Here is a 24,428-nt window from a genome sequence, read left to right as displayed (position 1 = left end):
CACAGCACTGTGCCTTATATGCTAAGCCTGATGCAGAGCAAGCGTTTCAAAGACCAAACGCTGTAAAAATAAAGCGCCACAAGTTCGGAGCAACTGATGAAAATTGACGATATTCGCCGCAGTTATGTCCAAGACAAGCTGGATCTGGACAAATTAACCGCTGATCCCATCACGCAGTTTGAAAGCTGGCTACGAGATGCCATCGCCGCCGAGTTGCCGGATCCAACCGCCATGTGTGTCGCTACTGTCGATGCCGAAGGACAGCCATCCCAGCGCTTAGTGTTATTAAAAGACGTCGGGCCAGCTGGTTTTGTATTTTATACCAACCTTGGCAGTCGCAAAGCACGGGAACTGGCTGGCAACCCTAAGGTTTGTCTGCATTTTCCCTGGCATCCACTGGAACGGCAGGTCATCGTCTACGGCACCGCCACTGAACTGCCGGTCAGCCATGTGATGAAGTATTTTATGTCACGGCCGAAAGAAAGTCAGTTGGCGGCCTGGGCATCCGAGCAAAGTCGGCCTGTGTCAACGCGCCAGGCTTTGCTGCAAAAATTTGCTGAAATTAAACATAAATTTGAGCATGGTGAAATTCCGGTGCCCTCGTTCTGGGGCGGTTTTCAGATCAAGCCGCATGCCATTGAATTCTGGCAGGGCGGTGAACATCGGTTACATGATCGTTTTATCTACCGGTTGCAAGCCGATGGCAACTGGACTATTGAACGCTTGTGTCCATAACTGATGCTAAAGCGGTTGCTGTGATAGAAGACGGCTTAAGCGGACTCTATGACAGCCACTGTCATCTGGATTTGCCTGAGCTGGTGGATAACTGGCAACTGCATTGGCAACAGGCGCAAGCTGTTGGGATCAGTCGTTGCCTGATCCCGGCAGTCGCGCCTGAGTACTGGCCGAACCTGCTGCATTGGCGGCAACACCAGCCGCAGTTTCGAATTGCGCTGGGTATTCATCCTTGGTGGGCCGCCAAACAATCACTGGCGGTGATTGAGCTGTTAGCGCAGCAGTTGCAGCAGCATGGGGCTTTGATCAGTGCCGTCGGTGAAATCGGGCTGGATTTTGCCATCGACAGCAGCAGTTTTAGTCAGCAACAACAGCTATTTAGTGCCCAGCTGGCACTGGCCAAACGCTTTGATAAGCCGCTGATTTTGCATCATCGAAAATCCATGGTGCAGTTACTTGCTGAGCTAAAGCAACAGCAATTTGTGCAGGGCGGTATTTTACATGCCTTTTCCGGTAGTCCTGAGCAGGGCAGGGAGTTTGTCAAGCTGGGTTTTAAGCTGGGTATCGGCGGGACTATCACTTATCAGCGCTCAGGCAAAACCCAGCAAGCGGTGCGGCAATTGCCTTTGAGTGCTTTTGTGTTGGAAACCGATGCCCCAGCCATGCCGCTGGCTGGCTTTCAGGGCCAGGTGAATACCCCAGCCCAGCTCAGCCTTGTCTTTGCCGCTTTTTGTCAATTGCGATCAGAATCACCGGCTGAAATAGCCCAGCAGTTATGGCGTAATACAGTGCAAGTGCTGGGCGATGAAATGCAGTGACCTGCTTGGTCAATAGCCGCAATGATCCGCTAGTTTAAACAGCATTTTTTATATTTTTTACCACTGCCACAAGGACAAGCGTCATTACGACCGGCCAGCACTTTAGTCCTGATGATCTCTATGGCAGCTTGTTCGTCTAACAGTGTTAGGGACGCGTCCGCATCAAGCTCTGCTGGCGGCTGAAAAGCAACCCATTGCTGTAATGCCATCACATCAAAGCTGGTCCTGACCAAAGCTGCAGCCAGCGGTTTCTGGCTCCCAGCCAACTGCCAGCGGTTGATTTCACGGCTACGGATGCTTTCGGTATCTACTTTATTTTGCCGCAGCAGTACCTGAAACTGGGCTTTGAATTGTTCCAAACCAAAAGTGATACACCAGATGGCGATTTCGGCCAAGACAAACTTTTGTTGCCGTTTGGCCGCGATAGTGATTGCTTGTTGCAGTACCCTGGTGAGACTGTCTTGGTCAATTTGTTGCTGTTGTTGCTCTGCCAGTTCCAACTGGGCAAATAACGCCGTCAGCGCCGCTGCTTTGACATAAATACCGGCTTTGTCACTCAGCAGCAGTTGGTACAATGGCGCCTGCTGGCCTGCCGCCAGAATATACAACATGGTTGCCAGATCTTCAGTCATGGCATCACCCAGGGTGTATTCCAGATCTGAGCCAAGCTCATCTGAGGTATTCACCCACTGGAAAAAAGCCTCAGCCTTCGTCATATCAGCCAGATCAACCAGCAGCATCACGCCATAAAACAGCAGTTGATACTCTTCATCCGTCAGCTCTTCTTCGGCCTGCATCCGCAGCATCAGGGCGCTGATACAGGGCCAGAATTCAGTCCACTGGTGTTTGGCCGCCAGCAAGGCTTCAGTTGGAAACAATAACTGTTCAGTATCAGCCGACACCTGCTGTTCGGTGCTCAGTTGCAATACGATGTCTGCTAAGGATAAAGAGGTTGTCATCACAATTAATTCCAGTCAGCTGCCTTGGGCTACCAAGGCCAGTCACAAATAAGTCCGACAGTTTAACAGCTGCCAGCACAGGCGTCACTGCACTGCGGATGCAGCGCCTTGGGACAGCAAAGTTGCTGAAAGTAACATTTTATTGAATTTAATATAGGGAGCCGTTAACTTGGAGCCTAAGCTTGCCATGGTGTAAGCGTATTTTTGTAAAAACCAGCACACAGCACATATGGGCCTAGAGCATGCCAGTCTGTTGTGACGCTGCAGATGAATTTAAATAAACACAGCTTACCAGGAACAAAATGAAAAAAATAACGTTGAATTTGACGCTGCTGCTACTGTCGCTGCTGCATTTTAGTCTGTGTGCGGCGACGAAATTTGGCAATATGGACACAGTCACGCTGGAAAGCGAATTATTAAAGCAAAGCCGTCAACTGGTGGTCTTTCTGCCAGCGGATTATGCCACCTCCAGCCAGCAGTTCCCGGTGTTGTATATCACGGATGGTGACATCCAGGGCCCGCATACCGCGGGGGCGATAGATTTTTTAGCAAAGTTTGAGCAAGCGCCAAGTATGATTGTGGTGGGTATCGTCAATCCAAGGCAGAGTCGTACTGCTGAATTGGCTTTAACTGAACAAAAAAACCTGCAAGCTGGCAGCCTGACCGGGGCGGATCTTTTTCTTCGTCATGTTGAACAAGAGGTGATCCCACTGATCAAAAGCCGGTATCGTACATCCGCTTACCAGGCTTTAGCAGGCACATCGCATGGCGGCCAATTTGCTATCAATGCCTTGGTAAAAAGTCCGGGTTTATTCGATGGTGTGATAGCAATCAGTCCATCCTTGTACTGGGATCATCAGCAACTGCTCGCAGTCGCCGAAACTGCGCTGCAACAGCAAAAGTTGCAGGGGCGATTATTTATTTCTATTGCGCAAGATCAGCCGGTCATGACGGCTGCCTGGCAAAAATTTGTCGACTTGACCAAGAAATATCCGAGCGCAAAGCTGGAGGTTGCAGCCAAAGTGTTTACCGATGAAAGTCATGACTCCACCACTTTGGTGGGCCAATATTATGGCTTAAAGCATTTATTTCAACACTGGGCCATCCCGGATCAGCAGCAAACCCTGGCGGATTTACAGGCGATTTATCAGGCGCGCGCCACGTTAATTGGCGTGCCGCAGCCAATACCGCAAGACAGAGCCAATGGCTATGGTCAGTGGCTGCAATATTCCAATCGCCAACAGGAGGCATTAGAACTGTTGCTCTGGAATCGGCAGCACTATCCGCAATCCTTTGAAGCACATAAGGCCTTAATCAACGCTTATTTATATTTTAAACTACCGGATGCGGCGCAAGCTGTGGTTACAGATGCGCAAAAGTTATTGACCGGCCTGAGCTCTGAACAAAAAGTAGAACTAGCAACTTTGCTGACGGCACCATCGAATTAAGGTGGCACTCTCGACGTCCGGCAAGATTAGTTGCCCTTTTGGCAATAGAGCTGGGGTAGGGGCGGCGGGTTGGCGCTCCTACCCCAGCGCCTTGCCATCAGGCAAAAGGCTAGTCTGAACGGATCAAGTGCAATTGCTGTTGTCGGTTATCAAGGTAATGAAATTGCTGGCCATCAAAATAACCATCCTCTTCCAGCATGATGCGGATGTCATTGCCCCATTGCGGCAGTGTCACTGCCACATTCAGTTCAATTGAATATGCCGTGTTCGGATACAGTGGATAGTCGCCACTGCCGGCGATTGCCTGCTGATTGTCCCACATGCCGATGGTCGGCCCGGCGGCGTGACCATGATGACCAATAGGGTGGCTGTAAATGGTCGCCTTTAACCCATTGTTTTTCGCATCCGCTAAGCTTTTTGCCAGCAGCACGTTGCCGGTTAAACCGGTCTGAAAGTTGCCGGTCAGGATATCTTGCGCTTGATTGCCCAATTGCAAGGCTTGTGTTAAATAGTCAGGTGCCTCGGTCTCGCCGGGGCGCAGTACATAAGCATGTTGTTGTTGATCAGAATTCAGCCTTAAATAACTGAGGCCAAAATCTACATGCAGTAAGTCGCCGGGCAGAATGATATTGTCCGACAGCATTCTGCTAAAGGCTTTGATCTGGTCAAATTTACCGGAACTTGGCCGCTGAATGGAGACCGTCGGATGAAACCAGACCGGCAAACCAAGTTGGGTGCTTTGTTGCCGCAGCCACCAGACCACATCTTCAGTGCTGGTTTTACCCGGAGTCACCACCTGGTTAGAAAAGGCCTGAGCAATCAGCTGATGGCCAATGGCTGTCAGTTGCCGGTAATGCGCAATTTCGGCCGGCAATCTGGTTTCCAGCCAGCCGACGGCTAATTTCTCGGCACTGACCAGTTTGCCGGACCATTCGCTTCCCAGTGCTTGCTGCAATAGCTGCAATTCGGTCGCCACCATGCCATCGGCGTGGCCGAAAGCCATCGATTGATTGATGCCAATCCGTTTGGGGTTTTTACTGCGGATCAGATCGGCCAGCGCTTGCCATTGATCGGGTTGTTGCTCCACATCCCAGGCTTTTTTGAAGGCAGTGCCAACATCATAACGCGCCACGGCGTAAAGCTCTGGCGCTTTGCCGGTGCCAGCATTGACGATCACCAGCATGGTGCGGCGGCGGGCTGACAACCAGGTGGCTGGCAACATGGTTTTCAGCACCGGATCTTCATTGTATTCGCGTGAAATCAACAGCCACATATCGATGTTTTCGCGTTGCATCAGCATGGGCAGGATTTGCGTCAGCCGCTGCTGCAATAAGGCATCGATCAGTTGTGCCTGCTCCCGCTCCGGCAGCACGCTAGCGCTCTGCGCTGCAGTCGTGGTTTGGGCGGCCAGTACCGCTGGACTGAAGGCCAGCGCCAGTGCAACACAGGCTTGTTTCATGATCGATGTCCTTTGGTGATGCGGATGCCTGGAGCATGCCTTGTCAGAGCTGCTCATGACATGCAAGTAGCGGTTAAAATTTATCCTAAAAGAAAAAACACAACACGAACAGCCAGTTAAACCTGTCTCGCTGGGAGTTGGTCTTGTTGACAGCCTGCTGAGGTTTGCGTTATCGACGACGGTCATTGTTGATGAAGGTTGCACTCCGGCTCGGAGCTGACCATCTCTGGCAGGTGAAGACCATGCCGTTTTAGCACCATAGCGAACCAGTCTGGCAATCTGTTTTTTCTCAGCTTGCAATAGCGCTGCCAATCCTGTTGCCAATTCAGTGTCAGGCTGTTGGATATTCCAACCTGATGACAGAAACAGCCCAACAATAATCGGAAATCCTTAAAGCTGTTTTGTTGGGCAATATCCATCCGTTGCCATGCCGCCGCTACTATTGCTAAGGACTGAGCTGTGGCAGTCTGCTCAGATATAAACAGCTTAATTGACGCTGCCATAAAATCGAGCTGGTTTTGTTGCCGCTGACTGCAATCCGCAGATGCCGGAATACCCACCGCGGGAGGGGTCTGGCTTGCCAGCCATTGCAGCCAGACAGATTTAAGCTGAGCCTCGAGATAACTAAACTGATAGAGCCGTGGTCGCTTTTGGTTTAATTGTTGATAGAGCTCAAGCGCCTGCCGTGCATGTTCTGCTGCAGGCTCAGCCTGTCCCAGGTCACTTAAATGGCCTGCATAATTACTTAATGACATTGCCCAGTCTGCCTGATAGCGCTCAGGCTTTTCACTCGCCAGTTTTTTATTTATTTCCAGTGCCTGTCGTGCTTTGTCTGCTGCCAGCTCCACCTCACCAAGCTCAGATAAATTATTCGCATAGTTACTTAATGAGGCGGCCCAATCGGCCTGATAACGCTCCGGCTGTTCCTGAGCCAGTTTTTCTCGAAGATGAAGTGCTTGCAACGCCTTGTCTGCAGCCTGCACTGGCTGACCTAGGTCACTTAAATGACTTGCATAGTTACCTAATGACAGCGCCCAATCAGCCTGATAACGTTCAGGATGGTTCTGGGCCAGATTTGCATAAATTTGCAGTGCTTGGAGCGCTTTTGTTGCCGCCAGTTCTGTTTGCCCAAGCTCACTTAAATAATTAGCATAATTATTTAATGATGCAGCCAAATCAGCTTGAAAACGTTCTGGTTGCGCACGTGTCAGTTTCTCCCGAATATTCAGCGCCTGCAGCGCTTTTTCTGCTGCCTGCCCGGCCTGACCTATTCCAGCTAATTGTGTGGCATAATTACTCAAAGACAGAGCCCAATCTGCTTGATAAGGTTCAGGTTTGTTTTGCGCCAGTTTGGCATCAATGTTCAGCGCTTGGCGCGCTGTATCGGCTGCATCTTCTGCATTGCCTTGTCTGGCGAAAGCAATGGAGAGGCGATTGAGCACATAGGACAGTTCCACCATTGTTTTTTCCTGGTTCGGCGCGGCTGAACACTTACGTTTAATGGCGGTCAGTCTGGTTTGCCATACCAGCACAGCCAAATCGACCAGTGGCAGTGACAATGCTTCCAGGTGTGGTTCCAGCAAGCCAAAAGCCTGACTTTGCAACTGCGGTGTCAGTTGCCGATATGCATGCTCCACGCTTCTGGCCAGCGGACCTTTGGTTTCGGTCAGCACTGCGACAAAATCGGTGGCACAATTAACAAAGTTGCGCACTAACACCATTTCAACCACCTCTGCCACCGCAGGGCGATGCAGCAGAATACGCGCCAGTACCGTCAGCGCGCTGCGACGAAGTCTGGCCTGCTTCTGCCCCAGAATGGCATCAAGCAGTTTCTGACCGCGTTCAGCGAGCAGTCCTTTGGCCACCAAGGCTTCACCTAACAGATCAGGGCGTAAACCAACCATCCCCTGTTTACCGGGGTAAAGCATGGCCATAGGGCCATAAATTTTCCGGTAAATCAACTTGTCTCCCCCTGCTTGCAGCCACAAGGTTTCCCCATCCTGCCGTAGCGGAATTTCATTGAGCAGGGTTGCCAGGATCAGCAACAATTCGGCATGGTCTTCATAGCTAGTCGTATCATCAATGACAAGCTCAGCCAGTGCTTTTTTCCAGTAGCGTCGTTCATGGCCGATAAAGGCTCTGGCGACGGCTTCTGCTGAACCAGGCTGGGCACCTCGTAAAGCCAGCAAAGCCGCCATCTGGACAAATAAAGGGTGGCTGTACTGCTCGTCAGTCAGATTTGGTAAACATGGCTGTGCGGCCAGTTGCAATTTGTCGGCCAGCACCTGCATGGCATTTTGATAAACCGCCATCCGGCTGGTATGGCTATCGTGCAGTTTAGGTAATGGATAAGGCCCGGTAGTAGCTGAACCGGCCAGCAAGGCTTCACAGGTTGCATCTTTACTGGACAGCGCATCCCACCATTCACCACCATCCCGTGCCAACAACAGGATCCTGACCCGTGGCATGCTGTCGGCGCTGTTAATCAGCAACTTAATAAAGTGTAATAACTCCGTTTGTCTGGTTTCTGCATAGTCAATCACTAACAGACAAGGCTGCAGAACTTTATGCAACTGAGACAACATTTGTTTGATTGTGCCTTGCTCGGAAGGTAAAAAACCGGTTTGCCAGCCTTGTTTTTGCAAGCGCTGACACAATTCAAGCGCAAGCCGGGTTTTACCGGCACCGCCTGAACCTGTTAACAAGCGCACGGCGATGATATAGTCTGTCTGTTGTGCCCAGGTCATCTGTTCATGTAAAAAAGGTTCGCGCTCCGCCACAAAAGGTAACACTGCTTCTTCGGCTTGCAATAAACGGCTATCGCTAAAACCCCGTTGCCATTTCGGTATGGGCATTTCCAGAACTGACGTGGGCTCGGACGCAGCTACAGGTTGCGGAACATACACGATAGGCTGTTGATTGTCTGCTGGTGGGGCTGAGCCTTGGCTAAGCCAGCCTAAGGTGGTGACAAAGCTTTCAGCACAGGCTTGCCAAGTGTATTGAGCAAGCAATCTCTCCCTTAATTTATAGGCTTTTGTTCTGGCTCCTTGGATATCTTTGGCAACCTGAAAAATTAACGCCGTCAGCTTATCCCGATCCTCCGGCCGAAAATATGGATCTTTATTGCTTCCCAGCACATCCAGCGGATACACCAGGTTTTTATAGATGCCATGATCAAGTTCATCCAGCAATCTGTAGAGCCCGCTTTTCTGGCTGACGATTAATGGAACCCCGGCGGCAATCGCTTCCCAGCCAACTAAGCCAAATCCTTCATGCCAGGAAGGCATCATGGCGATAGAGGCATTTTGCAAATCGTCAAAAAGGTCTTCGCGCTCAGTGGTAAAGGGGAGTGCTTTTATCGTAAATGCCCGGCCAGCATGCTGCTCAGCATACAGCTTTAATTCTTGTTCACTATTTGTGCTGAGTGCGGTGTCATCGGTATCAAATTGAACGCCGCGCAGCAGCAGCATGGGTTCACGGCTACCATTGAGGCTGGTTGGCAGTGCTTGATCTTGGTCCGCTTTATAGATGGCATTGGCAAATGCGGTGATCCCTAAATAGCCTTGTTTTAGTTTTTTGGCATCATGGCCAAGTCGCCCGCTGATAAAACCAATAAATCTTTTCGGGGCATTTGGGCTGACAGGAATATCGGCCAGTCCGGGCACCAGCATCGGGGCACTGTCCCGTTGTAACATTGCAGCCAGAGCATCTGCCAGCAACGGGCCGACCGCCAGTGAAATATCTGCTTGCCGGAACAGACGTTTTTGCTCTTTGTTTTTAGTGTCAGCCATCTGACTTGTTTCACAGAATGACTCGTAATGATCAAAGCTCATGTGATGGATCAATACCGAACGCCCGCCGAATTGTTGCGCGGCGTGCAGGGCGATAGCGCCAGTGATCCGATCATGACCCAGCCAATCGGGTTGACGATGCTGCGCATTAAAGCCAATGCTCTGCAGTTTCTGTTCTAAGTAAATACAGTGCTCAGGGGTCAGGCTAGACGGGTTGGGGAGGTCAAGTGAAATACATTGGATTTGATGTTTGCTGGCATGCTCAATTTGCGCGGCAGTTGCGCTGGGTACGATACAAAAAATTTCAGCATGCTGGTGAAATGCGACGGCAATAGCGACCAGAAAATCGATGTTGAAGCTGTTGATCCCACCAAATTGTGGTCCCCAGCCGGTTGCAAAAGCGACCAGTGTTTTTTTATGATGTTGCACCTTCGATGATTCCTTTGCCGAAAATGTTACTGCTTCAGCCGCGTCAGATGAGGCAGATTTAAACTTCAGAATTGATTGACTTTACCATACAAGTTGCTGGTCCAGAAATAAGTACACCCAACGTTTGCAGAGCAAATGCTGCGGGATTTTTTACTGCGCTGGGTCGCTCAGGTTCAGCTACTCGCGGTTAAGAATGTATTTTGCGAGGTTCTGCTGCCAGAATTGACAAAATCCTAAGATGGAGCCAGTAAAAAAAATCTGTGTAAGTGGCATTCGAACCAACTTCTTTGAAGGTACAACGCATGCTAACTACAGACCAGTTTCTTGAGCAACTGCTAGCAGACAGCAGATCTCTTGAAGCACGGCACAAGCAATACAGCAAGGTTTTAACCCATAGCAAGCTGTCAGCAGGCATAAGGAACCGACTATGAGAGATTGTGCAGTAGCTGCATGACGCTACAAAGTTTGTTCCCGGCAGACAGTAGCAAGCGGATGGTCACCGGGTTACGGCTGTCACAGTACAAGTACTTAGCAGCGTCTCCCCTTAACCTCGCCCCAGATGCTCATGGCTATCCAAGGCTGCATGGTGCAAGGTTTTATTGCTGACCAGCCGGTGCGATAACAGCAGCAGGCTGCTGCGCGCCATCAGGGCAATCAGACCTGCCAGCAGCAGCATCCATAACAGTTGTTCCATCATCTCGTGCCAGGCGCTGGACACAGCGCTGAAGCCGGTGTCTTGTTTTAAACTGATTTTAATATAACCAAGCAATTGTTTGCCCTGATAAATTTCCTGCACCATCGGCTGCAGTTCGACTTCATATTGCGGAGCATATAACAGTCGGGCCGGTTCACTACCAGGCGATTCGCTCATCCGCACGCCGTTGGCGTCGTACACCACCACATCATGCAAATAAGGACTGGCCGCCAGTTGTTGGGTCAATTCGTTCAGGCCATCAAGCTGGTCATTTTCAATCAGGTAGGCCGCCGTTTGTGCCAGGGCTTTCAGGGTTTCCCGCATCAGTACTGAACTTTGTTCGGCAAACAAGCGTTGTCCCTGGGCACTGCTATGATGCCACCATTGCAGCAGCACCAGCAGGCCAATCGAGGCCAGCAACAGTTGCAGCAGTCGGAACAGACGGGATGATTTTTTTGGTATTTTTGCAGCTGAATTGCTCATTTTAACTCAGTATGCCCCTGACAGAGCCGGGAAAATGTCGGTAGAATGCCATGTCGAGCAAATGAAGTACAGGTGGTATAGTGAGCTTTTTCCTCAGATGGCAGCGTCAGCAGCCAACCGCAGTGACGCTGTTATCGGCCAGTTCCGAACAGCAACAATGGATTTTAACTCAGCTCCCCGATGGCTTTGAGTTAACCACCACTGCAACCGAAGTGCGTTTTGGCGGCAGCAGCCTGCGTTTTTTTGCCGCAGAATTTACCGGTATGCAGTTGGATGCAGTGCTGGAATTATTGCAACAAGCAGAGCCGGCATTGGCGCCGCAAGCGCTGTTATTAGCCGTCTATCAACCGCACCCGGCTTTGCTGCCCGCGCTGCGGCTGGAGCTGCCAATAGCGCTGGCGCAAACCACAGTGCAGCAACTGCGAGACCTTTCCGCAAGTTGGGCAGGCGAGCTGGTTTATCTGCCGGCAGCTGTGTACCTGGATCAGCCTGGCTTGCTGGTGATGGATATGGACAGTACTGCGATTACGATTGAATGTATTGACGAAATTGCCAAATTAGCCGGTGTCGGTGCTGAAGTTGCGGCTGTGACAGCCCGCGCGATGAATGGTGAACTTGATTTTGCCCAGAGTTTACGGCAGCGGGTCGCTGCGCTGGCAGGCGCTCCTGAAGCTGTGTTACAGCAAGTGCTGGCGGTGTTACCCTTGATGCCGGGATTAGAAGCGTTAGTCAGCACCTTGCAACGCCAGCAATGGCAGGTCGCCATCGCTTCTGGTGGTTTTACTTATTTTACCCATGCCTTGCAACAGCGCTTGCAACTGACTGCGACTTTTGCCAATCAACTGGACATTGTTGACGGTAAGCTGACCGGACAAGTGCTTGGTGCCGTGGTCGATGCCGGGCGTAAAGCCGAAGTGGTGCAACAATTAGCGGCCGAGTATGGTTTGGCCCAGAGTCAGACCATCGCTATTGGCGATGGTGCCAATGATTTACCTATGCTGAAAACGGCAGCCCTTGGCGTGGCTTTTCATGCCAAACCGCTGGTGCAGGCGCAAGCCAAAGCGGCGATCCGGCAAGGTTCATTATTGCAATTGTTGTATCTGCTGGATGGCACGGCTGCGACCTTATGAAACATCAGCAAAGCTCATTTTTTGTTGATCTCAGGCAGTACCAGTTGCATGTGCGCCAACTGACACCGTTGCAAGGCCACGGCGCGCCTGTATTGATGCTGCATGGTGTGCTGGAAAATAGCCGGATTTTTCATCATCCGGGCGGTAAAGGTCTGGGTTGTTATCTGGCCGATCAGGGCTTTCGGGTCTATTGTGCTGACTTTGCTGGTCGCGGTTTATCGCAGCCGGCGGTGGCAAAGGGTTTAGTGCACAGTCAGCATCAGTTGATTTGTCAGGATATTCCGGCGCTGATCCAGTATTTATACCAGCAGCATCAGCAAAAAATTCACCTGATTAGTCATTCCTGGGGCGGGGTGGTATTGGCTGCTAGTTTAGCGCGCTTTCCAGAGCTGACGGCTTTGGTGCAATCCTGTAGTTATTTTGGAACCAAACGCCGTATCAGCCAGCATAGTCTGGAAAAACGACTGAAAATTGATTGGGTCTGGAATCGGCTGGCGCCCTGGTTGTGCCGCCGTTACGGCTTTTTGCCTGCTTTACAGTTTCGTTTAGGCGCTGACAATGAACCGGCGCAGTTTTTACAAGACACTGTGCACTGGATCAATCAGCCGGCTTTTATTGATCCCACCGATCAGTTTGATTACGCCGCTGCGGCCCGCAGTTGTCGCTGGCCTGCCAGTTGGTTTTTTGCCGCAGTCAAAGATAAGGTGTTGGGGCATCCGGTCGATGTGCAACTCTTTATGGCTGAAACTGCTCAGCAAGATGCCCGTTTTAGCTTGTTAGGCAGGCAACAGGGAGATGCAATTGATTTTGACCATATCAGTATGTTAACCCATCCGGCGGCCAAACAGGGCCATTTCAGCCGGTTAAGTGACTGGCTGCGGCAACAATGCTAGTCACAGCTTGATGACAGGAAGCGCCAGCACGACGCTTTAACTTTTATCATCCACAGACTGAATAAATTGCAGTCTTTTTTGTTGCTGCGCCTGAATTTGCTCTGCAGGGATGCCATAGCGATATAAAACTTCGTCGCTGATATCCACCACATCACCCACACCAACCACACTCCATAATTCTTCTTCCAGCACCTTGGCTTTATGGATCGCATACACACTGACGTAACCCAGTTCCTTCGAGATATGTTCAGTGTCAGGCCGGCCAGTGCGGGATAAGAAAATTTTAAAGCAAAACAGCAAGTCATTGGCCAGCGCATCCTGCACAAAATATTGCCGTGCCTGCATAGTTTTCAGCTCAAAATCAAACTCAGTGACAAAACTTTGTTCCTGTTTTTGCTGACCTGGCCGGTAACGGATAAAGACTTCGTAGCTTTTTGGTGCATCCTGGCGTTTCATCGCTTTGAGCTGGGCGGCAAATGTCAGGTTGGTGGCATTGTTTTTCAGCAGTGGCTGTAAATTCAGTTTCTGATTTTTTTCAGTGAATAAACCCAGCAACCGATGCAGATTGTTCGGCTCTGCCCCGCGACCAATCACATTTAAATCATAGCGGATCCCGTGACGGTGCAAATAAAAAGGGAAGCTGTTTAATGCTTTGATATACATATTGCGCAGTGCATGCGCCAATCCCGGATACTTTGGACTTTCTTCCGCCAGCGTCAGCTTATGACGGTTATTTTTGATCAGTTGTTCAAAAAATAATTTGCCCTGGTGCGGTAAATCGCGTTCCACCACTTTCAGGTTCATGATCATCTGGCTTTTACTGACCGCCATTACCTCGTATTCCAGTTCATTCAGACCGTATTTACTGGAAATTTTTTGCATATCCGGTAGTGCCAGCATCAACTTATCGCCTTTTTGATACGACACTTGCTGACTGGTTTCGACCTGCAAGCCTTTACAGGAGAAATCGCGGGTGAAAGCCTCGATAAAAAGTTGCGGGTTAATTTTCAATAATACTTTGGTTTTATATAAAAATCGGGCTTCAGCCCGCAAATTGACGTACTGCACCGGTACAGCTTCCATTGGCGGAACTTCATCCAGCTTGCTATGACCAAAAATTTTCAGCTGCGGTAATTTTTCTTCATCAAAACTGAGTTGTTGATACAATAAGCTACTTTCCTGACTGGTGATGTCGGTCAGACAGGCAATATAACGAAAATCTTTAATCAGTCCTTGCACCAGATGTGAAGGCGGCTGATTCAGTTTCACAACATCCTGATCGGCAGTATCAGGTAACGACATCAGCACATGGGCATCATTTGGATGGGTACGTTGCACTACCAGATGAAACACCCGCCAACTGGTTTTCTGCGCGCCAAAGCCAAAAAAGACGTTTTGTAATTTAGGTAATTGCGTTAATTCTTCCGCAGTGGCGCTGTAAAAATACAATTTACCTTTAGCGGCATGGGTAAAACAATACAATAGGGTGGAACGTTCTGCCGGCGCTTTTTGCAGGCAGGTTTTTAATCTTTTACCGGATAACAGCTGGATTAAGCTGGATTGTTGCCGTTCATCCTGAAAATACTGCACATTTTGCCGGTTATTTTCAGTGGTCATGGCGCAGACTGGCACAGGCAAGCCTTCCCGTACGGCTAAAAACACCGGTAAAGAACTGATCCGTGGCAAGTAAAATTGTTCATAGCCTTTAACCACCACGGCATCGAGTGTATTGTCCAGATTGACTTTATAGCGGCGTTTGTTGCCGTGGATAAACTGACGTAAAAACTCACTGAAGCCATATTCTTCCTCCAGCGGCAGCCGTTTGACCCGGACATACTGCGAGCGGTCAACCAATTCAGTGTCAATCACCTGATAAGGCACACCATGATGGAAACCCAGGGCAAATTCTTGCTCCAGTCCCTTGAATAAAATGGCAATTTTTTGCCCTGACGTCAGTCGTCTGCTGCTTGGGATCTTCAGTTTGCTACCGGATACCGATAAATCGACAGTGCTGGCATGAAAGTTTTCACCGTTTTCCAATTCCACTTCGATATCAATGGTGAAGTTCATCCGCTCTTCACCCCGGCTGCAGTAGCTGGCAAATTGAACCAGCGACGGACCAGTTTTTTCATTGTCCGGTTCGATGATTTCCTGCGGCATGGTCACCAACTGATTGGTGTCGCCGCTGATCACGGCCTGCATCCGTTGTTCGGTCAGTTGTTTATGCCGCACCCGGTAATTATTGTCGGTATTGGTGACTTCTTCATATAAACCAACGGTATAACGGCCGTATTTCTTTAAACCACGTTCAAAGGCTTTAATGGCTGTATCGTCCATGTAATGCGTTTTGCCGGCAAATTCAAAAGGCCGGACTTCACCGTCTACTTTGCCTCGGAGGTCAATATAATAACCGCATGGCTGCGCTAACCGCTTCAGTTCCATCTTCAGCAGGAATTGTTTCGGTTTTGGCATATCCGCAGTCAAAAGCGAAAACACCTCGGCAAACTCACTGGTATTGACCAAGGGGGTTAAGCGTTCGATCACGCCGATATAAGGTTGGAGATCGGGTGTCGTCATCTGGTTTGGGTCTGCCGCATCAATACTGCTTGTTGTGATACCATGTATAACATTAAAAGCAAATATTATGCCTTTCAATCGTTTCGGTGCAAATAATGGCAAAAATTAAAACTGCGTACGTATGTAATGATTGTGGTGCTGACTTTGTACGTTGGCAAGGCCAATGTTCAGAGTGTGGTGCCTGGAATACCATCAGCGAAGTCAGAATGCCGGCGGTTAGTGCCAAAACCAGTCGCAGTGGCGGTTATGCCGGTGCCACAGTGGCCAAAGTAGTCAAGCTTGATCAGGTCGATTTACAGGATGTACCCAGATTTAGTTCAGGGTTTGCCGAATTTGATCGGGTATTGGGCGGCGGTATAGTGCCGGGCTCGGCCATTCTGATTGGTGGCAGTCCGGGGGCTGGTAAAAGCACCTTATTACTGCAGATTATGTGTTATCTGGCATCCCAAGGGCCAGCGCTTTATGTCACAGGTGAAGAGTCCTTGCAGCAAGTGGCCTTAAGGGCACATCGGCTGGGCTTGCCGACCAGTCAGCTCAGTATGCTGGCGGAAACTCAGGTTGAAACCATTTGTCAGCTGGCGCAACAGGAAAAACCACGCATTATGGTCATTGACTCGATTCAGGTGATGCAGGTGATGGATATCCAGTCAGCGCCCGGCAGTGTGTCACAAGTGCGGGAAAGCGCCGCTTTTCTGACACGCTTTGCCAAACAGCAACAAGTGGCTGTGATTATGGTGGGCCATGTCACCAAAGATGGTTCGCTGGCCGGTCCTAAGGTGCTGGAACACTGTATCGATTGTTCGGTGATGCTCGAAGGGGATGGCGATAACAGATTCCGCACTTTGCGCGGTACTAAAAACCGCTTTGGCGCCGTCAATGAGCTCGGTGTATTTGCCATGACAGGTCAGGGCATGAAAGAAGTGAAAAACCCATCGGCCATTTTTTTAAACCGTGGCAAAGAAGAAGCGGCTGGCAGCCTGGTGATGGTGTTATGGGAAGGGACCCGGCCGCTGCTGGTGGAGATTCAGGGCTTGGTAGATTATTCGCCGCTGAATAACCCCAGAAGGGTGACTGTGGGGATGGAGCAAAACCGTTTATCGATGTTACTCGCAGTGATGCATCGTCACGCCGGCATTCAGATGTCGGATCAGGATGTGTTTGTCAACGTGGTTGGCGGCGTCAAAGTGAATGAAACGGGCGCCGACTTAGCCACTTTGCTGGCGCTGGTGTCGAGTTTTCGCAACAAGGCGCTGCCAATTGATCTGGTGGTTTTTGGTGAAGTGGGGCTTTCCGGCGAAATCCGTCCGGTGCCAAGTGGCCAGGAGCGGTTGCGTGAAGCGGCGAAACATGGTTTTAAGAGGGCGATAGTGCCAGCCTCCAATGTGCCAAAAGAGCCGATTGCCGGCATGACAGTGATTGGCGTGCATAAACTCAGCGAAGCGCTGGAAGCATTGTAACAACAATCAAACCAGGGTTGTCTGAGCAACCCTGGTTGTTGCAGCTGTCAGCTCACTGTTAGTTTGCCGCCAGCTCCGGGAAGTTGGCTGCTAACACTTGTTTGGCATCATCACGTAACTTGGTCAGGCCCAGTTTATCGTAACTGTCGACCATCAACTGCAGAGCCTGGGGGACATGCTGTGAATCCCGATAGAATTCAACAATATATTTGGCTCTGTTGGCGGCAGCCAAATGAGCGCCACGGCGGCTGTAATAGTCAGCGATGATCAGTTCATGCCGAACCAGTTTATCTTTGATGTGATACATTCTGGCCTGACCGTCGGCTGCGTAGCGGCTGTTCGGAAAGGTGGTAGTCAGAATTTTAAAGTCATCAAAGGCTTGTTTGGTACTGGCGATGTCACGGTCGGCCCGGTCGACGCCAAAAAATTCCTGAAACGCATTGTCATCTGCTTTCAGGTTGGTCAGGCCACGCATGTAATAAACGTAATCCAGATCCGGATGATTCGGGTTTAACCGGATAAAACGGTCTATACTGGCCAGACATTGTTTATTGTCACCACTTTGATGATAGGCATAAATCAAATCCAGTTGCACTTGACGGGCAACAGGACCAAACGGGAACCGACTTTCCATCGCTTTGAGTAATTCAATGGCCCGGCTGTATAAGCCTGAGTCGAGAATTTCTTTAGCATCGTTATAAGCGGCCTGAGCAGTCTGGTTGGTATTAATCAGTTGCTCTTCTTTATTGTTACCGGCGCAAGCGCTGATGGCGGCAGAAATACATAAAACTACTAAAAATTTAGCTTTCATTGAAAAATCCACTACTACTTCAGCCAACTGGCTGTCTAGTCGTTCATAAAATCGTTAAAATAAACGCAATACACCGATTCTAACCCAGACTGTTCGGGTATGCACACAGGATAACTGGTTCCGACATGACAAAACAGATAAAACTTGCAGAAATTGTACCTGACCATCTTTACGGTAAACGCTTAGATCAGGTTCTTGCAGAAATGTTCCCTGATTATTCGCGATCGCGGATAAAAGAATGGATTTTAGCCGGCTGGGTCAATATTAATGGCCGTTGCTGCGATGTGCCACGAGAAAAATTACTTGGTGGCGAAAAAATTGATATTAACGCCGAGTTGCCGGAAGACGAAAGATTTGACGCTGAGCCGATTGAGCTCAATATCGTGTATGAGGATGAGCATATTCTGGTGATCAATAAACCGGCCGGTTTAGTGGTACATCCGGGGGCAGGTAACCATGATGGCACTTTGCTGAATGCTTTACTCCATCATTGCCCAGGCATTGCTGAAGTGCCAAGAGCCGGTATTATTCACCGCCTGGACAAAGATACCACCGGCTTGATGGTGGTCGCCAAAACGATTCCGGCGCAAACGCATCTGGTTGAGATGATGCAAAACCGTGAAATTACCCGGGAATATGAAGCTATTGCCCATGGTGCCATGACTGCCGGTGGTATGGTGGATGAGCCGATTGGCCGTCATCCGACCAAACGAACCCATATGGCGGTGACTTCCAGTGGTAAGCCTGCGGTCACCCATTATCGGGTGATGGAAAAGTTCCGTAATCATACCCGGTTACGGTTGCGGCTGGAAACCGGTCGTACTCACCAAATTCGGGTGCATATGACCTACATCAACTATCCGCTGGTTGGTGATCCGGTGTATGCCGGCCGGCCAAGACCGCCGCGCAAAGCCGATGAAAAACTGCTCGTCGTGTTACGTGCCTTTAAACGCCAGGCGCTGCATGCGGCGATGTTAAGACTGGCGCATCCTATCACCGGCGAATTGCTGGAATGGCATGCACCAATTCCGGCCGATATGGTTGAACTGACGCTGGCACTGCGGGAAGATACCGCAGTCCACGGTATGGACAATCAATAAGGACGCTTTGACATGAGTGCGACAACAGACTGGATCACGCCGGATTGGCCAGCGCCTGCCACAGTGCGGGCTTTATCAACCAGCCGCAGTGGCGGCGTGTCTGCTGGTGTGTTTGCCAGTTTGAACCTTGGCACCCATGTTGGCGATGATCCTGCGCTGGTGGCACAAAACCGCCAGCTGCTGCAACAACAGGCACAGTTACCAGCAACGCCTGCCTGGTTAAATCAAGTGCATGGTACGCAAGTTCTTGATTTAACACATTGGCAAGGCGAATTGGTCAGTGCTGACGCTTCGGTCAGTCGGCAGAATGGTCAGGTATGTCTGGTGATGACAGCGGATTGTTTGCCGGTGTTATTTTGTGACCGGCAAGGCCGTCAGGTTGCGGCGGCACATGCCGGCTGGCGCGGTTTATGCGATGGTGTGCTGGAGCAAACTGTGGCGACTTTTGCTGAACCTGCCGGGGTATTGGCCTGGCTCGGGCCGGCTATCGGGCCAACTGCATTTGCAGTAGGGTCGGAAGTCAGAGCGGCATTTTTAGCCAAAGATGCTGCTGCCAATCGGGCTTTTGTACCGCAAGGGCAGGGTAAATATCTGGCCGATCTGTATTTATTGGCCAGAATGCGTCTGAAGGCGGTTGGTGTGACTGCTATTTATGGCGGTGATTTATGTACCTACAGCGCTGACAAACGTTTCTTTTCCTACCGGCGGGATGGCCAGACGGGTCGTCAAGCCAGCCTGATTTGGTTGCAAGCAACAAACTGAGTGTTGAAAGATTGACACAAGTCAATTTTTTGACGTTTCTTGCTTGAAAATGCAACAGCAGGTCACCATCTTAAAGAGCACATCGCTGTTACTCTTGGAGACAAGCTCATGCGTTTAGAAAGATTCACCAGCAAATTTCAGGAAGCCATTGCCACAGCCCAGTCATTAGCACTGGGCCGTGACCATCAGTTTATCGAACCTGTCCATCTGCTCCATGCGTTGCTGAATCAGGAAGGCGGCAGCGTGCGGGATTTACTCAGCAAAATTGGCGTCAATCTGCATGATTTACGTTCCAAAATCAGCCAGGCCATTGAACGTTTACCCAAGGTGGAAGGCACAGAAGGCAATTTACAACTGTCAACTGGTATGATCAATATGCTGAATTTGTGCGACAAACTGGCACAAAAACGCAAAGATCAGTTTATTTCCAGTGAGTTGTTTGTGTTGGCGGCTTGTGATGATAAAGGCGAACTAGGCGCCTTATTTAAACAGCTTGCGATCAGCAAAGAACGGGTTGAAGCTGCTATCGAACAACTGCGTGGTGGCCAGAAAGTAGATGATGCCAATGCTGAAGATACCCGCCAGGCGCTGACCAAATACACCATTGATTTAACCGCGCGGGCTGAAGCCGGCAAACTGGATCCGGTGATCGGCCGCGATGAAGAAATTCGCCGTTGTATTCAGGTGTTGCAACGCCGCACCAAAAACAACCCGGTGCTGATTGGTGAACCAGGTGTCGGTAAAACCGCCATTGTCGAAGGGCTGGCGCTGCGTATCATCAACCGCGAAGTGCCGGAAGGGCTGAAAAATAAGCGGGTATTGTCGCTGGATCTGGGGGCTTTGCTGGCGGGGGCGAAATATCGCGGCGAATTTGAAGAACGGCTCAAAGCGGTGTTATCGGAACTGGCGAAAGAAGAAGGCCAGGTCATTCTGTTTATTGATGAAATTCATACCATGGTTGGTGCCGGCAAAGCCGATGGCGCTATGGATGCCGGTAATATGCTCAAACCGGCGCTGGCGCGCGGTGAGCTGCATTGTCTTGGCGCCACCACGCTGGATGAATACCGCAAATACATCGAAAAAGATGCGGCGTTGGAGCGCCGCTTCCAGAAAGTGCTGGTGGAAGAGCCTTCAGTGGAAGATACCATCGCTATTTTACGCGGCTTAAAAGAACGGTATGAACTGCACCACGGCGTTGATATCACAGATCCGGCCATTGTTGCGGCCGCTACCTTATCGCACCGTTATGTCAGCGATCGGCAATTACCTGACAAAGCCATTGATTTAATTGATGAAGCTGCGTCCAGTATCCGGATGCAGATGGACTCGAAGCCCGAAGAGCTGGACAGGCTAGAGCGCCGCATTATTCAGTTGAAACTGGAAGATAATGCGCTGTCCAAAGAAACCGATGACGCCAGTAAAAAACGCCGTGATTTTATTATCGAGCAAATTCGTGAGCTGGACGCCAAATACAATGAACTGGATGAAGTTTGGAGTTCAGAAAAAGCCGCTTTGCAGGGCACCCAAAGTATTAAAGCCGATTTAGAACAAGCCAGACTCGATATGGAAGTAGCGCGCCGGGCCGGTGATTTAAACCGGATGTCGCAACTGAAATACGAACGTATTCCTGAGCTGGAAAAGCGGCTGGATTTAGCGGCCCAGGCCGAAATGCATGAAATGACGCTGCTGCGGAATAAAGTCACTGAGGTCGAAATTGCCGAAGTCTTGTCCAAGGCCACCGGCATTCCGGTCAGCAAGATGCTGGAAGGCGAACGGGATAAACTGTTGAAAATGGAGCAGTCGCTGGGGCTGCGGGTGATAGGTCAGACCGAAGCTGTACTGGCGGTGTCTAATGCCATTCGCCGCTCCCGGGCCGGTTTATCTGATCCGAACAAACCTATTGGTTCTTTTCTGTTTTTAGGCCCAACCGGGGTGGGGAAAACTGAACTCACCAAAGCCTTGGCGCATTTCCTGTTTGACAGTGAAGATGCCATGGTGCGGATTGATATGTCTGAATTTATGGAAAAACATGCAGTATCACGGCTGGTCGGGGCGCCGCCAGGTTATGTTGGTTATGAAGAAGGCGGTTATCTGACGGAGGCTGTGCGGCGGCGGCCTTATTCAGTGATTTTGCTCGATGAAGTGGAAAAAGCCCATCCGGATGTGTTTAATATTCTGCTGCAGGTGCTGGATGATGGCCGGTTGACCGATGGTCAGGGTCGCACTGTCGATTTTAAAAACAGTGTCATTATTATGACCTCCAACCTGGGTTCTGATTTAATTCAGGAACATTACCATGAGCAAAGTTACGAGCAGATGAAGTCGATGCTGATGGGCGTACTGGCACAACAGTTCAGACCTGAGTTTTTAAACCGGGTGGATGAAACTGTGGTGTTCCATCCGCTCGATCATGCCCAGATCAAAAATATCGCCGGTATTCAGTTACAACGGCTACGGCAACGACTGGCTGACCGGCAACTGGAGCTGGAGGTATCAGAAGCTGCACTAGAGCAAATTGCTGCTGTAGGTTTTGATCCGCTGTTTGGTGCCAGACCGCTGAAAAGGGCCATTCAGCAGTATGTTGAAAACACCCTGGCCCAATCGTTATTGCGTGGCGAAATTCTGCCGGGCAGCACAGTGCTGATAGATGTTGCAGACGGCCGCTTTGTGGTCAGTAGCAGAGTCAACCACTGAGATAGATATAAAAAAAACCGCCAGCAGCTGCTGGCGGTTTTTTATGGTACGCCGCGATAAAGGCGGCTCAGTTGATGACCTTAACCAAATGTTTTATTCAGATTGGTCAACTCGGACGCTTTTTGATGTAAACCGTCGCTGTTTTCGGCAACCACCGCCATATTGCCGCTATTACGCGCTGCAATTTGCTGAATATCCTGCACATGACCTGCCACTCTGGCGGCAACATTACTTTGTTGGGCCGTGGCGGTGGCGATTTCGGCAGAAGCGGCAGCGATTTGATCCACCATGCTGACAATGTCATTGAGCTGCAGTTCACTGTGATGGCTTTGTTGCACACAGCTATCGGCTTGCTCACGGCTTTTCAGCATCACTTTGCCCCAGTTCAGCAAGGTTTGCTGGATTTCACCGATCGAACGCTGAATTTGTTCGGTCGCTTTATGGGTGCGGGACGATAGGGCCCGTACTTCATCCGCCACCACGGCAAAACCGCGGCCATGCTCACCAGCCCGGGCTGCTTCAATCGCAGCGTTCAGTGCCAGTAAGTTGGTCTGATCGGCAATACCCTGAATTTCAGTCATCACTGCACCAATCCGCTCTGCTTCGACGGCTAAGCCATCGGCAGTGCTGGCTGCACCATCCACTTCTTTTGCCAATTGTTGCACTGTGCTGGCGGTTAATTGCATTGCTTGTTGTGCCAACTGACAAATCTCATGGGTACTGTGCACTTGCGCTGTGGTGTGTTCAGTACGGCTGGAGATATCGCTGACCGTTTGATTCAGCTCGGCACTGGCCTGATGAATTTGCGTCAGTTGTTGTTGTTGCTGATCAATGCCCAGGGTAGTTTGGGTGACTGCTTCTGCCAGGGTGTCGGCAATCAGGCTCAGCTGCGAGGTGCTATCGCCGGTGCGACCTAACACAGTGCTGATCTTGGCTTGTAATAATTGCAACTGGAAATCAGCGACGCCAAAAGGGCCAGTGCCGCTGTAAATAAAGCGACTCACGGAGTCCGATTTTTGCCTTAATGCAGCTAATTGCTGTGGAATGACCACCAGCTCGTCATAACAACACAGCAGCAGCAACAATGGCAGTAACAACACTGCAGCAAACCAGCCGGTCAGATACAGACAGCCCAACAGGGTCAATAACAGGGTGGCAGCCAGTACCAGGCTGATGCGCCAGCCATACTGCATCCGCCAGCCGCTCAGGGTTTTGCCTTGCTGGATTTGGCTGTAACATTGCTCCGCTTGCTGCACTAATTGCCGCTCTGGTAACCGCCGGACGGATTGATAACCAACCAATTGTTGTTGCTGGTAAATCGGCGTAACAAAGGCGTCGACCCAATAGTAGCGGCCATCTTTACAGCGGTTTTTTACCAGACCGCGCCAGGATTGTTGTTGTTTCAGTGTTTGCCACAAATCGGCAAAAGCCGCTTTAGGCATATCCGGGTGGCGTACCATGTTGTGATTTTTGCCCACCAATTCTGCCGCGCTGTAGCCCGACACCTGACAAAAAGCCGGGTTGGCATAAGTGATCACACCGCGTAAATCTGTGGTAGAAACCAGTTCGGTATTTTTATCAAACACAACTTCCTGGTTCTGGGTTTGCTGGTTACGTCTATTCATAGTTTGTGCTGACTTGGAGTTTAATTAAGCTGATGATACAGTAGTTTACTATAAAGTGACTGAATAGCAGCAGAGAAAATAGGAACGCGAGCATGACCATTGCCGCAATTATGACAAAAAAAGTCCTGACCATCACTGAGGATGCGTCTGTCGCTGCGTTGCGACCTTATTTTGTCGAAGCCAAGTTCCAGCATGTTCCGGTGATTGATATCACCCACCGGCTGATTGGCATTGTGTCTGTGAAGGATTATTACCGGGCTTTAAGTCCGGTCGGTGATGCAGCCTCGGATAAAACCACTGAATTATTTATCCAGAGTCGTAAAGTAAAACACATCATGACCAGCCCGGTGATCAGCATCCGGCAGGAAACAACGATTCTGGCTGCGGCCAGCTTGTTGCTGGAAAAAAATATCAGCTGTTTGCCAGTGGTCGATGAGCAGTTGCGGCTGATTGGTATCGTGTCCTGGAAAGATATTTTGCGATTAATTGTCCGTGCTCAGCACAAAAGACGGCGCAGAGCGGAAGAAGAAGAATAATGCCTTGTCAGATTAAAGTAGCCACCT

The 24,428-nt window shown here is 50.2% G+C and carries 17 protein-coding genes; 10 read left to right on the top strand and 7 right to left on the bottom strand.

The annotated features are described in order from the left end of the window. Positions 1–96 precede the first annotated feature (96 nt). Positions 97–735, top strand: coding sequence for a pyridoxamine 5'-phosphate oxidase (gene pdxH / locus AC53GJ_RS15080; protein WP_496728887.1), 639 nt, complete (start codon positions 97–99; stop codon positions 733–735). Next, on the top strand, positions 726–1,553 hold the full coding sequence (locus AC53GJ_RS15075) for a TatD family hydrolase (protein ID WP_496728885.1): 828 nt from the start codon (positions 726–728) through the stop codon (positions 1,551–1,553). The genes pdxH and AC53GJ_RS15075 overlap by 10 nt, the downstream gene beginning before the upstream one ends. Positions 1,554–1,582: 29 nt before the next feature. Here the strand turns inward: AC53GJ_RS15075 and AC53GJ_RS15070 are convergent, their stop codons facing one another. Then, positions 1,583–2,512, bottom strand: coding sequence for a DUF1186 domain-containing protein (locus AC53GJ_RS15070; protein ID WP_496732801.1), 930 nt, complete (start codon positions 2,510–2,512; stop codon positions 1,583–1,585). Between the two features lie 302 nt (positions 2,513–2,814). Here AC53GJ_RS15070 and AC53GJ_RS15065 point away from each other — a divergent pair, with 302 nt between their 5' ends. Continuing rightward, complete coding sequence (locus AC53GJ_RS15065) at positions 2,815–3,960, top strand: alpha/beta hydrolase (RefSeq protein ID WP_496728883.1); 1,146 nt, start codon at positions 2,815–2,817, stop codon at positions 3,958–3,960. 109 nt (positions 3,961–4,069) lie between these two features. On the opposite strand, the gene AC53GJ_RS15060 is transcribed toward AC53GJ_RS15065, so the two are convergent. From AC53GJ_RS15060 to AC53GJ_RS15050, 3 genes are all read right to left on the bottom strand, one after another. Then, positions 4,070–5,419 carry a M24 family metallopeptidase gene (locus AC53GJ_RS15060; RefSeq protein WP_496728881.1) on the bottom strand — a complete coding sequence of 450 codons (1,350 nt, stop codon included), beginning with the start codon at positions 5,417–5,419 and terminating at the stop codon, positions 4,070–4,072. Between the two features lie 182 nt (positions 5,420–5,601). Continuing rightward, the gene (locus AC53GJ_RS15055) at positions 5,602–9,639 is read right to left on the bottom strand and encodes a glycosyltransferase (RefSeq protein WP_496728879.1); all 4,038 of its coding nucleotides are present in this window, start codon (positions 9,637–9,639) and stop codon (positions 5,602–5,604) included. Between the two features lie 544 nt (positions 9,640–10,183). Then, positions 10,184–10,816 (bottom strand): AhpA/YtjB family protein, encoded by a 633-nt coding sequence (locus tag AC53GJ_RS15050; protein ID WP_496728877.1) that lies wholly within the window; start codon positions 10,814–10,816, stop codon positions 10,184–10,186. 80 nt (positions 10,817–10,896) lie between these two features. On the opposite strand from AC53GJ_RS15050, the gene serB reads away from it, so the two are divergent. Together serB and AC53GJ_RS15040 are read left to right on the top strand one after the other, a co-directional pair. Next, positions 10,897–11,946 (top strand): phosphoserine phosphatase SerB, encoded by a 1,050-nt coding sequence (gene serB, locus AC53GJ_RS15045; RefSeq protein WP_496728875.1) that lies wholly within the window; start codon positions 10,897–10,899, stop codon positions 11,944–11,946. Beyond that, complete coding sequence (locus tag AC53GJ_RS15040; protein ID WP_496728873.1) at positions 11,943–12,839, top strand: alpha/beta fold hydrolase; 897 nt, start codon at positions 11,943–11,945, stop codon at positions 12,837–12,839. Before serB ends, AC53GJ_RS15040 begins: the two co-directional genes overlap by 4 nt. Positions 12,840–12,875: 36 nt before the next feature. Here the strand turns inward: AC53GJ_RS15040 and AC53GJ_RS15035 are convergent, their stop codons facing one another. Beyond that, positions 12,876–15,416, bottom strand: coding sequence for a PilZ domain-containing protein (locus tag AC53GJ_RS15035; RefSeq protein ID WP_496728871.1), 2,541 nt, complete (start codon positions 15,414–15,416; stop codon positions 12,876–12,878). A 95-nt stretch (positions 15,417–15,511) separates the two neighbouring features. On the opposite strand from AC53GJ_RS15035, the gene radA reads away from it, so the two are divergent. Then, a complete protein-coding gene (radA, locus tag AC53GJ_RS15030; protein WP_496728869.1) occupies positions 15,512–16,873 on the top strand; it encodes a DNA repair protein RadA in 1,362 nt (453 codons plus the stop codon). A 58-nt stretch (positions 16,874–16,931) separates the two neighbouring features. Here radA and AC53GJ_RS15025 read toward each other — a convergent pair whose 3' ends face one another. Beyond that, positions 16,932–17,684 carry an outer membrane protein assembly factor BamD gene (locus AC53GJ_RS15025; RefSeq protein ID WP_496728867.1) on the bottom strand — a complete coding sequence of 251 codons (753 nt, stop codon included), beginning with the start codon at positions 17,682–17,684 and terminating at the stop codon, positions 16,932–16,934. A gap of 125 nt (positions 17,685–17,809) precedes the next feature. Between AC53GJ_RS15025 and rluD the strand changes: the two genes are divergently transcribed. The 3 genes from rluD (at position 17,810) to clpB (ending at position 22,240) form a co-directional block, all read left to right on the top strand. Then, on the top strand, positions 17,810–18,784 hold the full coding sequence (gene rluD / locus AC53GJ_RS15020; protein ID WP_496728865.1) for a 23S rRNA pseudouridine(1911/1915/1917) synthase RluD: 975 nt from the start codon (positions 17,810–17,812) through the stop codon (positions 18,782–18,784). A 12-nt stretch (positions 18,785–18,796) separates the two neighbouring features. Next, positions 18,797–19,546, top strand: a complete 750-nt coding sequence (gene yfiH / locus AC53GJ_RS15015) for a purine nucleoside phosphorylase YfiH (RefSeq protein WP_496728864.1) — start codon at positions 18,797–18,799, stop codon at positions 19,544–19,546. Positions 19,547–19,654: 108 nt separating this feature from the next. Further along, positions 19,655–22,240 (top strand): ATP-dependent chaperone ClpB, encoded by a 2,586-nt coding sequence (gene clpB / locus AC53GJ_RS15010; protein ID WP_496728862.1) that lies wholly within the window; start codon positions 19,655–19,657, stop codon positions 22,238–22,240. An 80-nt stretch (positions 22,241–22,320) separates the two neighbouring features. Here the strand turns inward: clpB and AC53GJ_RS15005 are convergent, their stop codons facing one another. After that, positions 22,321–23,865 (bottom strand): methyl-accepting chemotaxis protein, encoded by a 1,545-nt coding sequence (locus tag AC53GJ_RS15005; protein ID WP_496728861.1) that lies wholly within the window; start codon positions 23,863–23,865, stop codon positions 22,321–22,323. A 92-nt stretch (positions 23,866–23,957) separates the two neighbouring features. Between AC53GJ_RS15005 and AC53GJ_RS15000 the strand changes: the two genes are divergently transcribed. Next, positions 23,958–24,401, top strand: a complete 444-nt coding sequence (locus AC53GJ_RS15000) for a CBS domain-containing protein (RefSeq protein ID WP_496728859.1) — start codon at positions 23,958–23,960, stop codon at positions 24,399–24,401. The last annotated feature ends 27 nt before the right edge of the window (positions 24,402–24,428 follow it).

This window comes from Rheinheimera sp. B2H12 (assembly GCF_059620065.1).
The sequence above is the reverse complement of the archived record's forward strand: the minus strand, read 5'-3'. Positions and strand labels throughout refer to the sequence as shown.